At 63.6% G+C, this 10,727-nt stretch carries 13 protein-coding genes; 7 read left to right on the top strand and 6 right to left on the bottom strand.

The window, feature by feature from the left end:
* Positions 1-82: 82 nt before the first annotated feature.
* From GS429_RS01400 to GS429_RS01380, 5 genes are all read right to left on the bottom strand, one after another.
* The gene (locus GS429_RS01400) at positions 83-886 is read right to left on the bottom strand and encodes an FxLYD domain-containing protein (RefSeq protein WP_201293931.1); all 804 of its coding nucleotides are present in this window, start codon (positions 884-886) and stop codon (positions 83-85) included.
* Between the two features lie 112 nt (positions 887-998).
* Positions 999-1,697: a hypothetical protein gene (locus tag GS429_RS01395; protein ID WP_160062016.1), complete on the bottom strand. Its 699-nt coding sequence runs from the start codon at positions 1,695-1,697 to the stop codon at positions 999-1,001.
* Between the two features lie 115 nt (positions 1,698-1,812).
* Positions 1,813-2,241 carry a DUF5807 family protein gene (locus GS429_RS01390; RefSeq protein WP_160062014.1) on the bottom strand — a complete coding sequence of 143 codons (429 nt, stop codon included), beginning with the start codon at positions 2,239-2,241 and terminating at the stop codon, positions 1,813-1,815.
* Positions 2,242-2,393: 152 nt separating this feature from the next.
* Positions 2,394-2,831, bottom strand: coding sequence for a DUF7112 family protein (locus GS429_RS01385; protein WP_160062012.1), 438 nt, complete (start codon positions 2,829-2,831; stop codon positions 2,394-2,396).
* Between the two features lie 30 nt (positions 2,832-2,861).
* Positions 2,862-3,266, bottom strand: a complete 405-nt coding sequence (locus tag GS429_RS01380) for a 30S ribosomal protein S6e (protein WP_160062010.1) — start codon at positions 3,264-3,266, stop codon at positions 2,862-2,864.
* 140 nt (positions 3,267-3,406) lie between these two features.
* Here GS429_RS01380 and GS429_RS01375 point away from each other — a divergent pair, with 140 nt between their 5' ends.
* The 7 genes from GS429_RS01375 (at position 3,407) to GS429_RS01345 (ending at position 8,850) form a co-directional block, all read left to right on the top strand.
* Positions 3,407-3,691, top strand: a complete 285-nt coding sequence (locus GS429_RS01375; RefSeq protein ID WP_328821182.1) for a WNWW family protein — start codon at positions 3,407-3,409, stop codon at positions 3,689-3,691.
* Positions 3,692-3,894: 203 nt separating this feature from the next.
* Positions 3,895-4,599 carry a TetR/AcrR family transcriptional regulator gene (locus tag GS429_RS01370; protein ID WP_328821181.1) on the top strand — a complete coding sequence of 235 codons (705 nt, stop codon included), beginning with the start codon at positions 3,895-3,897 and terminating at the stop codon, positions 4,597-4,599.
* A gap of 153 nt (positions 4,600-4,752) precedes the next feature.
* Positions 4,753-6,225 carry an MATE family efflux transporter gene (locus tag GS429_RS01365; RefSeq protein ID WP_160062008.1) on the top strand — a complete coding sequence of 491 codons (1,473 nt, stop codon included), beginning with the start codon at positions 4,753-4,755 and terminating at the stop codon, positions 6,223-6,225.
* A 1-nt stretch (position 6,226) separates the two neighbouring features.
* Positions 6,227-6,676 carry a hypothetical protein gene (locus GS429_RS01360; RefSeq protein WP_160062006.1) on the top strand — a complete coding sequence of 150 codons (450 nt, stop codon included), beginning with the start codon at positions 6,227-6,229 and terminating at the stop codon, positions 6,674-6,676.
* Entirely contained in the window at positions 6,673-7,017 is a 345-nt protein-coding gene (locus GS429_RS01355) for a hypothetical protein (protein ID WP_160062004.1), read from the top strand. The genes GS429_RS01360 and GS429_RS01355 overlap by 4 nt, the downstream gene beginning before the upstream one ends.
* Before the next feature lie 48 nt (positions 7,018-7,065).
* A complete protein-coding gene (locus GS429_RS01350) occupies positions 7,066-7,512 on the top strand; it encodes an SHOCT domain-containing protein (protein WP_160062002.1) in 447 nt (148 codons plus the stop codon).
* Positions 7,513-7,611: 99 nt separating this feature from the next.
* Positions 7,612-8,850 (top strand): MBL fold metallo-hydrolase, encoded by a 1,239-nt coding sequence (locus tag GS429_RS01345; RefSeq protein WP_160062000.1) that lies wholly within the window; start codon positions 7,612-7,614, stop codon positions 8,848-8,850.
* 98 nt (positions 8,851-8,948) lie between these two features.
* Here the strand turns inward: GS429_RS01345 and GS429_RS01340 are convergent, their stop codons facing one another.
* Complete coding sequence (locus tag GS429_RS01340; RefSeq protein WP_160061998.1) at positions 8,949-10,571, bottom strand: globin-coupled sensor protein; 1,623 nt, start codon at positions 10,569-10,571, stop codon at positions 8,949-8,951.
* Positions 10,572-10,727: the final 156 nt, after the last annotated feature.

Raw genomic sequence — 10,727 nt, 5'->3', positions numbered from 1 at the left:
CGGAGAACGGATTCGGCTCTGACTCGTCGGTAAATCACACTTCAGCGCCGGTTAGCTGAGACTGATTTGTGAGGTACTGAACCTAATCGGAGAGAACGATTCGATGTGCGGCCGCCTCTTCGATACGGTCACGCCCTCGCCAAGAAATGTCGAACGCCCACGTCTCTTCGGCAGGGATACCGGTTTCATTGGTTCGGGCACTCCCTAACACGACACAGTCTTCGTCATAGATGATTGCAATCGCCTCAATGTACGAGATTTCGTCACCGGTTTCGTTTGCGACTAGTCCATCGATTTCGGCACTTCGGTCGCCGACCTGCATCTCGCTTTCCTCGAGAACGAATCCGTCAGGTACCGCTGGAATCTCGTCATCAATCTCCATCTCGAGTTCATAATCGGCCACGTCTTCGGAGTCGCCGAGGTGATGAAGATGGGCGAGCCACGTTTCACCCGCTTCAAGCGTCTGTAACCACTCCTGGTTGTCATCCAGATAATTACCGTCGTCGTCGTACCAATCCGCTTCAAGATCGATCTGGCCTGATAGAGCGTCACCGACGTTTGCAACTTCAGCGCTGATATAGGCATCAGTTGAGAAGTCATCCTCTTCGACCACCAGTTCGTGATCGCGGAGTTCAATCTCAGGATCACCGTTGCCCTCGGCATCGGTGTTCCCGTCGTCCGGTGGACACACTGGCTCGTCGTCTTCCGCTTGGTACCCAGCGCTTCCGTATCCACCCCATGCCCCTATCGTGGTTGCCAGCCCGACGCTGGTGAAGAGATACTGTCGGCGTCGCATATGACTATCCATCGGAATCATCCCCTTATCGCTATCACATGATGAAACTGAAAGTAGAATCAGTTGCCATATAGTAGGCGAAGGTTGCACTCGAGCGTCGCTTCGGACTCACATACCTATTTAGTCACCAATTGGCAAGACGCTCGAGCAGGCGTACGACGCAACACCGAACACGGCGACTGTTTTCTCTTTTCGCCGTGGGTCAATCCTGAGACAGCACATACCGCATCACGAGCTGCAGGACGTGGACGAAGACGCCGGCCACGGCGATGTAGACGCCGATCGTCTGCAGGCCGACCGACGCCTCACGGTTGTCCCGGACCTGCCAGATCTCGTACCCCAGTCGGAGGAGAAAGCCCAGGAAGATGAGGACGAAGCCGACCAAAAGCAGGATATCCAGGACGAACGTTCCGACGAGGATCACGCCGACGCCGCCGAGGAACGCGACGTTCGCGAACCGACCCCAGTGTTCGAACGTCGTCGAGCGGGCGTAGACGTACCCCGAGATCAGCGCCGTCATCACTGCGGTCACGATCGCCGTAATCCCGAGCACCGTCAGCTGCGTCTCCTGTGGTGCAATCGAGAGGACGCCGGCTCCGAAGGTTCCGAAGGCCAGTTGCAAGACGACCATTCCCGCGAAGGCGATTCCCATATCGCCGCCCTTGACGCCGCGTTCGGCGATCAGTTCACCGACCATGATCGCCGCACCGTAGACGAGGACGCCGACGATTGGTGCTGCAAAGAGGTAGTCGTTGACGACCGCGAGCGGCGTCGCCGCGAAGACGTACATCAGGGCGACGGTGATCGCCATCAGTCCCGTCGCGCCGCCGACTACCCGTAGTTCCCGACTCGAGAGACCGAACCCGCGATCGGTCTCGTGTGGCGTTTCGAAGGAGCTCATTACGTGAGCGTAGCCGATCCGGTCGCAAAAGGGTGGCCCTTACGGGCGAAAAAAGCAACATTATTGATACGATTGGCGACACCGTCGCAGCGATTGGGTCGCTCGGGTCGCTCGATTACGCGTCCGCGGCGTTCCACTTGTCCGAATACGCGGTCCCGCACGCACACTTTGCGTACGCGTGAACGACGTCGCCCTCGGCGTAGATGCCGCCGACATCCTCGTTCTGTTCCTCGGCGAAGGCGAAGACGAACTGGACGGCGTGATCCTCGTCCGTCGGCGCTTCGGGACACTGTCCGCCCGCGAGATCGTCGTCGATGATCCCCTCGAGTTCCATCGCAGACTTCGCGAACTGCATCGCCTCCGTGCCGGTCGCGGCCTGGAACGCGTTTCGGCCGCTCTCGCCGTCGACGACGATCAGGACGCCGCCCTCGACGCGGTCGCCAAACCGCTCCAGGCGGTCGTCCGAGACGTACGAGTCGGCCAGAAACAGCGCCACGTCCTCGGGCCGCTCGCCGGCCAGGAACTCCTCGCGTGGATTACTCATAGCCTCGAATTGTCCCCGGAGGTGGAAAAAGGGCGCTATTTGCGCCCTCCGCGGCCGATGTATCGTCGTCGGAAGCCGCGGCGGTAGCTACCGCTCGTCGTGCGCGGCGTCTCGAGTCGGTCGACGGACTGCCGACCGGTGTCGTGCGCGGGCTACTGGCCCTCGAGGTCCTTCGCGATATCGCTCAGGCTCTCACTCGGCGGCTCGCGAGCGTCGTAGTAGGTCGTCTCGCCGGGCGTGCGGAGTCCGTAGAGGAATTCGGGTTCGATAACGTCGACCAGTACCGACCCACCCGCCGGGACGCCGTGGTCGTCGACCCACTCGGCGAGTCGGTCCGTGGCTCCGCTTGGATCGCGAGCCTGGTCGGGCGTCTCGTAGACTCCCGGCACCGAGAGCTCGTCGCCGGTGAGCGCGCGCTCGACCAGGCCGAACAGTTCGTCGCCGTCGAGGACGATCCGGACGACCTCGTCGGTCGGGAACGCATCGCGATCGTCGGCCGGTACCTCGAGACGGACGCCGGTCGCCGTCTCGGTACATGTCGACCGGACCGTCTGCACTGACGGGTGGTCGCTCGAAATTCGGTCTGCCATTTGCGAAGAGAGAATTCGTGTCCGCGGTCGTTACTCGTCGTCCTCGGCGTCAGCGTTGCCGAGCAGCTCGTCGACGTCGGTCGAACCCTGTTCGACGATCGAGGCGTTGATCTGTGCGACAGCGTCGGAAACCTCGCGGCCACGGACCGTGATGCGGCGTCGTTCGCCGTCGCGGGACGGTTTGTAGCCCGTCTGGCGTTCGTTCATCAGGACTTCCTTGAGGCTCGTCCCGGCGACCTCTCGGTTGAGCGGTCGCCCGGCGTTGTCCGAGCCGCCGGTGATCTCGAGCGTGTAGCCGTCGAGGCCGACCGCCCCGCCGTCGACTTCCTCGCCGATCGACTTGCCGATGAATCGGTTCGCGTCCTGTTCCTCCGCCTCGAGCTGGTAGGACGACCCGGAATCGGGGTCGCCGACGACGACAGTGAAACTTGCCATGTCCGACGGAAGACGGCCGGCGCTCAAAAGAACATCGTTTCAGTTCGACCGTTCGCAGCGGCGTTCGCTCGGGGCGGATACCGGTTTACCCGGCCGCTCCCGCTCGAACAGTCAAGTGGATCGAACGCGTACGAGCACTCGTGTTCATCGATCCCGAACGGCTCGAGCGCCGGTTACAGGACGAGTTCGGCGGCACGCAAAGCCAGTCCCGCGTCGTCGTCCGGCAGGCCGTCGATCTCGCCGACTCCGGCCAGTACGAAGCGGACGTCGGGGGAACGCTGACGGCCGACGTCGTCATCGCAGAGCTCTCCGACGCACCCGAGGGGCCCCCGACCGACCGCTGGAACTGGTGGATCGGGTCGCTCGAACTGGCCTACGGCGACTACGGTCGGTTCGGGGTACAGCGGTACCAGAATCACGAATGAGACGGACTGCCTAGCGAGCTCCCGGTGCCACCGCGGTGGCTGTGGGTGTGCCAGTATTGACGTACGGGAGACCCTATGAGACGCGGAAGCGGCGGTCGTCTCGAGCGGCTTTTCTCAGTCTATCCTTGGCTGCAGTGCGACTGGATCACAGTGATGTTTCGAACCGAAACTTCTTTTTGCCTGCTTGACTGACTGGTCAGTCAGTGACCGACTCCGAGATTCGCGACGCGATTATGTCCGCCACCTACGAAGCGCTTTGCGAGGAGGGCTACAGCGACCTCACCGCACAGGCCATCGCCGACCGGACCGACCGAAGCAAGTCCGCGCTGTTCTACCACTACGACTCCAGAGAAGAGCTCGTCGCCGATTTCATCGAGTACCTGCTCGAGGGGTTCGAATCGCGGATCGCCCAGACGCGGGACCGGCCGGCACTCGAGCGACTCGCGGCCTTCGTCGACTGGTTCCTCGCCGATCCCGACGACGATCAGCTGGCGTTTCACACGGCGATGCTCGAGCTCCGCGCACAGGCACCGTACAACGAGATTTACCGCGAGAAGCTCCGGGAGAGCGACGATCAGCTTCGGAGCGCCCTCGAGGAAATCCTTCGAGACGGGATCGAAGAAGGGGTCTTTCGGCAACACGAGCCGGACGAAACCGCGGCGCTTCTCCTCGCGACGTTCGACGGAGCGCGCGTCCGCCAGTTCACGCTCGGCCGAAACGAGTACCTCGAGACGGTCAGAGCGGGGACCGTCGAGCGAATCCTCGCGGATGTGCTCGCACCGGACGTCGAGTTCCCCGAGGACGTTTCCCTCGAGTTCCCGCGCGACGAACGCCTCGTGGACGAAGACGACGATCGACAGAGGGAGACGAAGACGGATTCGGAGGGTGAGAGTGACCGAAACGAATGAGACTGAGATTGAAACTGAGACCGAGTACGGGAACGGGCGTCAACGACGGGAGACGGCGTCGATGAGTGACTCGAGAAACGTGAACGGCTCGAGTAACTCGATCAATCCGGGCGACCCGGGCCGAGCGACCGAGCGGAGCGGAGGATCGACCAGATGAGCGAGAAGACGGATCGTTCGGTCAACGTTACCGACGGGGACCTGTTCAAGCCGCTCGCGCTCCTCTCGGCACCGATCGTCTTCAGCCAGCTGTTACAGGTCGGCTACAACCTCGCGGACACGTTCTGGGTCGGCCGGCTCGGTAACGACGCGGTCGCGGCCCTGTCGTACTCGTGGGCCATCGTCTTCCTGATGGTCAGCGTCGGCGGCGGTCTCACCGTCGCCGGAACCGTTCTCATCGCCCAACACAAGGGGGCCGGAGATATCACGCAGTCCTCGCACGTCGCTGGCCAGACGCTCTCGTTCGTGACGGTCGTCGCGGTCGCGTTCGGCGCCCTGGGCTACGTCCTCTCGCCGTGGATGATCCAACTCGTCGGTGCCGAACCGGGCAGCGACGCGTTCGTCTACGCCGTCACCTACACTCGGATCATCTTCGTCGGCGTCTGCTTCATGTTCTGGTTTTTTATCTTCGACGCGCTCTCTCGGGGCTGGGGCGACACGCGCACGCCGCTGTACCTGATGGGGATCAGCGTCGCACTCAACGTCGTCATCGATCCGGTCCTCATCCTCGGATTCAGCGAGAACCCGCTGTTCGCGTGGCTCGGACTGACGGGGCTCGAGACCACCCTCTACGACGCCACCGGGTTCGAGGGCTACGGCGTCGCCGGCGCCGCCATCGCGACGGTCTTCTCCCGCGGTATCGCCGCTGGTGTCGGTCTCTATCTGCTCTTTTCGGGACGCGTCGGCCTCGAGCCGTCGCTCTCGGACCTGCGGCTGCGCTCGAAGACGGTCCGGAAGATCATCGACATCGGCGCGCCGACGGCGACCGAACAGGGCGTTCGCGCCTTCGGCATCACCGTCCTGACGGCGCTGATCGCGCTGGCCGGGACCGACGCGGTCGCCGCCTACGGGATCGTCAACCGACTCTCCTCGCTGCTGTTCTTACCCGCGCTCGGACTCGCTCGCGGCACCGAGACCGTAGTCGGCCAGAACCTCGGTGCACAGCAGGTCGGTCGGGCCAAGCAGGCGGTCAAACTCAGTTCGGTGCTGATCGTCTCCATCTTCGTCGTCGTGATCGCGATCGCGTATCCGCTGGCCGAGCCGATCACGGCCGTCTTCATCGAAGGCGAAGAGGCGGCACAGGTCGTCGAGTACGGTGCCGCCTACATCCTGATCGCCGGCCCCTCCTACGTCTTCCTCGGGGTCTTTCAGGTCCTGCTCGGCGGACTCCGCGGCAGCGGCTCGACCCGAGCCGCCATGCTCCTCTCGATTCAGGAGCTGTGGCTGTACCGCATCCCGATCGCGGCCGTTGCGCTTATCGTCTTCGACATGGGCGTTATCGGCGTCTGGTACGCCATCGCCATCTCGTACGTGCTCTCGGCGATCACGACCGCCGCGTGGTTCCTCCGCGGCACCTGGACCGACGACGTCATAACCGACGACTCGCCCGCGCCGACACCCGGTGATTAACGTGACGAAACCCCCTTTCAGACCGACCGAACGCAGCGCTCGCTCGAGCGCCGAGACCGGTGTCCGAACTGGAACCGCCGGTTCGATCGGTGCGGCAGCCGTCGGTGCTCCAACCGAAACACGAACGGCGGTGGGGACCGATAGTTACAGCTTGATGACCGCACTCGCGTCCGACACGTCGGTCAGCGCCGATGCCATCGATCCTCGAGCGAGCGCCAGACGCGTCCTCTTGGGCGGGGCCCGAGAACGAACAGCGAAAACGGATCGCACGGCGGAACACGGCAACGGCGACGAGATGGAGCGAGGAGACGAAGGCGAGGACGAAGCAACCACCGACGCCGACGCCGCTGACACTGCCGGCACTCCCCATCTTGAGTCAGCAACCGAACGCTGCCTCGAGCGCGCCCGGGCGACACGAGTCCCGTTCCGACAGTCAGGTGCACACCGATGAGCGAGCTTTCCCGACCGATCTGGCCCGCGTATCCGCTGTCGGCGTTCGTCGCCGGCCTCGGTCACTGCTATCTCGGGCGGTGGAAACGGGGCGCGGTCTGGTTCGTACTCTACGGCCTCGCGCTCGCGTTCCTCTCCGCTCGGACGCTGTCGGGTGCGCTCGACCTCAGCGAACCGTTCGTCGTGACGGCCTTGCAGTTCGAATCGGTCAGCTACACGGACGTCGCCGTCCCGCTTGCGGTCTTGCTGGTCTGTCTGCTCGACGTCTATCTTATCGGACTGACGAAACGGACGGCCGCGCGAACGGCCACGCCGAACGATCCGTACTCGAACGGGTCGTAAGACCCCGGCGGACTGTACGTTTTTGTGCCTGTGAACCGAATTACACGTATGGGACGTCTCAGTACACCCCTCCTGAAAGGACTCGGCGCCGTCTTCCTCGCGTTCCTCGTCCTCGCCGTCATCGCGACGATCGTCGGTATCGTGCTGTCCGTCGTCGCGACCGTCATTTCCGCGCTCGTTACGCTCGCCGTGCTGGGGATTTTCCTCCTGGCGGTCGCCGGTCTGGTATCGTGGCTCAGGGGAGACGACGAGAGCGCCGGCACGGTCTCCGGCGACTACGCCGGCGGCTACACCGCACGCGACGACGCGACCGCTGCCGATCCGCAGGACCGGCTCCAGTCCAGATACGTCGCCGGCGAGATCAGCGAAGACGAGTTCGAACGGGAACTCGACCGCCTCCTCGAGTCGGACGACCTCGCCCGTTCGGATCGACTCGACCCCGACCGCTCGGCGCCCGAGTCGACGAGCGATCGAACGCGGCTCCGGGATCGGTAGCCGACCGAACGGAACCGACTCCGGAACCGCGAGGCGATTCGATCGTCCCAGAGGAACGGAAGCGATGGAGGAAAGCGACTCGAGCACCGATCGACGGTAATGAACGTTCGATTTCTCGGCGGCGCTGGCGAGGTGGGCCGCAGCGCGCTCCTCGTAAACGACGCCCTGCTTCTCGATTTCGGGATGCTGACGGACAACCCGCCGCAGTTTCCGGTCGAGACGCCGGACCCCGAGGCGGTTGTCGTTTCCCACGGTCACCTCGACCACGTCGGCACGCTTCCGTCGCTTCTCTCGGGGAGTTCCCGGCCGCCGATTCACTGGACGCCGCCGACCCGGGAGCTCGCGCTCACGCTCGCCCGCGACACGCTCAAACTCCACGGCGGAACGTTGCAGTGTCCGTTCACTGAAACCGACGTCCGGCGCCTCACGCAGGTCTCCGAAACCCATGGCTACCGGGACCCCTTCGAGGTCGCCGGTCACGAGGTCACGTTCTACAATGCGGGCCACATTCCGGGGAGCGCCCACGTCCTCGTCGATGACGGAGACACCCGGCTGCTCTACACGGGTGACTTCCACACGGACGATCAGCAGTTGGTATCCGCCACGACCGCCCGCCCAGACGCCGACGCGGTCATCTGTGAGAGCACGTACTCGGACGTCGAACACGAGGCCAGATCGGTCGTCGAAGACCGATTTGCGGAGAGCGTCAAAAACACGCTCTGGGACGGCGGCACCGTCATCGTTCCCGCGTTCGCCATCGGCCGAACGCAGGAGATGCTGCTCGTCTGCGAGCGACACGATATCCCGTGTTACATCGACGGAATGGGCAAAGAAGTGACCGAAATGCTCCGACAGTACCCCGACTACGTTCGCGACGACGACGCGTTCCGGCGGGCCGTCTCACACGCCCGATTCGTCACCGGCCGCGACGGCCAACGAAAGCGAATCGTCGACCAGAAGGCGGTCGTCATCACCACCAGCGGCATGCTCTCGGGCGGTCCGGCCATGACGTACATCCCCGAAATCCGGGCCAACCCGGCGAACAAGATCACGATGACCGGCTATCAGGTCGAAGGCACCCCCGGCCGCGACCTGCTCGAAACCGGACGCGCCGAACTCGACGGCCGGGTGATGCCCGTCAGCGCCCAGGTCGAACAGTACGATTTCTCCGCCCACGCGGATCGGGACGGCCTGCTCGAGTTCCTCGATTCCTACCGCGACAGCGAGGTGCTCGTCAACCACGGCGATCGATGCCAGGCGTTCGCCGACGAGTTGCGGGCCGACGGGTTCGAGGCGAGCGCACCCGAACTCGGGGACGGCGTGTCCGTCGGAGAGTGAGACGTCGGTGACGCGTGCCGTGGGCGACCGCTACTGTCCGTGACGGCTACTGACGGCGACTCGAGGCGACACCAATCGCACCAGCGACTCGACCGACGTCAGTCGACCCGCTCGTACACCGGTCGTTCCGGTTGCTCGTCGTCTGCGGTGAGTCTGGACACCGTCTCGCTGACGGCTTCGAGGCTGGCGGTCTGCTCTTGACTCGCTGCCGCCACCGACTCCGTAGCGTCGGCGACGCGGTCGGCCGTATCGGCGATATTTTCGACCGTCGACGCCGCCGTTTCGACGTTGCGCGCCTGCTGATCGGTTGCGGCCGCAATGTCTTCCATCCGGGCCGTCGTCGTCTGGACGGAGTCGTGTATCTGCTCGAGCGACGCCATCGTCTCGCGAACCTGTGCCGTGCCGCTGTCGATTCGGTCGACCGTCTCCTCAGTCGTTTCGACCGTCTCGATAGCGTCTTCGCGCATCCCTTCGACGGCGTCCTTGACCGCTTCGAGATCGCGCTTTGTCTGTTCGGCGAACGATTCGACTTCGTCCGCGATGACACCCATCGTTCCTGCATCGGAGCGTCCCGATCGGGAGGCCTCGATCTTCGCGTTTTTCGCCAGCACGGTCGTCCGCTGAGCGACGTCGTCGAGTCGATCGAGCACGGCATCGACTGCTTCCGCCTCGGTCTCGAGGTCGGCGGCTGATCGAGAAACCTCGGTCGTCGCGTTTTCGATGGCCGCTAGTTCGTCGAGCGCGTCGTCGGCCGCACCGACGCCGTCAGCGGTGAGCCGTTCGGTTCGTTTGCTCTCGGCGTGAACGTCGTCGGCGACGCTTGCGACCTCTTCGATCGCCGCGCTCAACTCGCTGAGTTCGGTCGCAGCCCGATTCGTATCCGTGGCCTGCGTCCCCGTGTGGCTGCTGATCGCCTGCGCTCGAGTGGCGATTTCCGTACTCGCGTCGTGAAGTTCGTCGATCGGCCCCTGAACGTCCGCCTCGACGTCGCGTGCCAACCGCTCGCGGCGCTCGATCGAGTCCTCGAGTCGCTGCGCGTAGGAGTCGACGTAGGTCTCGGTCGCGATTTGCATGTCGAGGTTGAGGATCCGAAGCAGTGCGAGCACGTCCATCATGGCGTCGTCGATGGCCGTTCTGACCGTTTCTTCGAGGCCGTCAGTCTGCTCGTCGTCCCCGAATCCGAGCGCGGTGACGAAGCCGCCGAGTCCGGCCTCGTTCGCGTCCCGTTCCTCGACCCACGTTTCGATCGCGTCGACGACCTGTTGTTGGGCTCGCTCGTTTAGCCGCTCGAGGAGCAGGTCGTAGTAGACGCCGTACTGACCGACGTAGTGTTTGAGCGGCATATCGAGCAGTTCGTGCAACTTACCGATTCGGGCCCGGTTCGCGAAGAAATCTCGATCGTACGATCCCGAAGCGAGCGAGACCAGATACGCGCGCTGGGTCTGCTTGAGCGCGGGAACGTCCTTCGGCGACCGATCGATAACCGAACGCGTTTGCTCGTACTGGAGCAACGTGTCGTAGAAATCGTCCGCGATCGCGTCCTGATTGTCTCGTAAAAGCCCCTCGAGGTCGGATACCCGCCGGGCGTCCGCCTCGTCGAACCCGATAAACTCCTTTCGCCAGGCGATCTCCTCCTCGTCGAGACCGATTCGATCGACGAGGGCGTCGGCGTCGAGAAAGCCGTTGAGTCCTCCTGTGCCGAACGTTTGCTGCGGATTCATCGCGTGAACGTGTTCGCCGAAACCTGTAAGTCACTGCGAGTGTTCCCGCTGCGTAGGAATACTGTATCTAGTGGGCTCCATTGAATCACTAGGTGGCGTCGAGGTGCGGCAGTAGATCAAAGGAGTTGAAGCGGGATAGTGGCGATTGTTATGAAC

Origin of the sequence: Natronorubrum halalkaliphilum, from assembly GCF_009834785.1 — an archaeon.
Taxonomy (GTDB): domain Archaea; phylum Halobacteriota; class Halobacteria; order Halobacteriales; family Natrialbaceae; genus Natronorubrum; species Natronorubrum halalkaliphilum.
Note: the sequence above shows the minus strand (reverse complement) of the source record. Positions and strands in the feature narration are given on the sequence as shown.

Coding starts and splice junctions, on each gene's coding strand:
- GS429_RS01350 (WP_160062002.1), top strand. CDS start 7,066: ATGGGACGTCTCAGTACACCCCTCCTGAAAGGACTCGGCGCCGTCTTC.
- GS429_RS01395 (WP_160062016.1), bottom strand. CDS start 1,697: ATGAGCTCCTTCGAAACGCCACACGAGACCGATCGCGGGTTCGGTCTC.
- GS429_RS01365 (WP_160062008.1), top strand. CDS start 4,753: ATGAGCGAGAAGACGGATCGTTCGGTCAACGTTACCGACGGGGACCTG.
- GS429_RS01355 (WP_160062004.1), top strand. CDS start 6,673: ATGAGCGAGCTTTCCCGACCGATCTGGCCCGCGTATCCGCTGTCGGCG.
- GS429_RS01380 (WP_160062010.1), bottom strand. CDS start 3,266: ATGGCAAGTTTCACTGTCGTCGTCGGCGACCCCGATTCCGGGTCGTCC.
- GS429_RS01345 (WP_160062000.1), top strand. CDS start 7,612: ATGAACGTTCGATTTCTCGGCGGCGCTGGCGAGGTGGGCCGCAGCGCG.
- GS429_RS01385 (WP_160062012.1), bottom strand. CDS start 2,831: ATGGCAGACCGAATTTCGAGCGACCACCCGTCAGTGCAGACGGTCCGG.
- GS429_RS01340 (WP_160061998.1), bottom strand. CDS start 10,571: ATGAATCCGCAGCAAACGTTCGGCACAGGAGGACTCAACGGCTTTCTC.
- GS429_RS01390 (WP_160062014.1), bottom strand. CDS start 2,241: ATGAGTAATCCACGCGAGGAGTTCCTGGCCGGCGAGCGGCCCGAGGAC.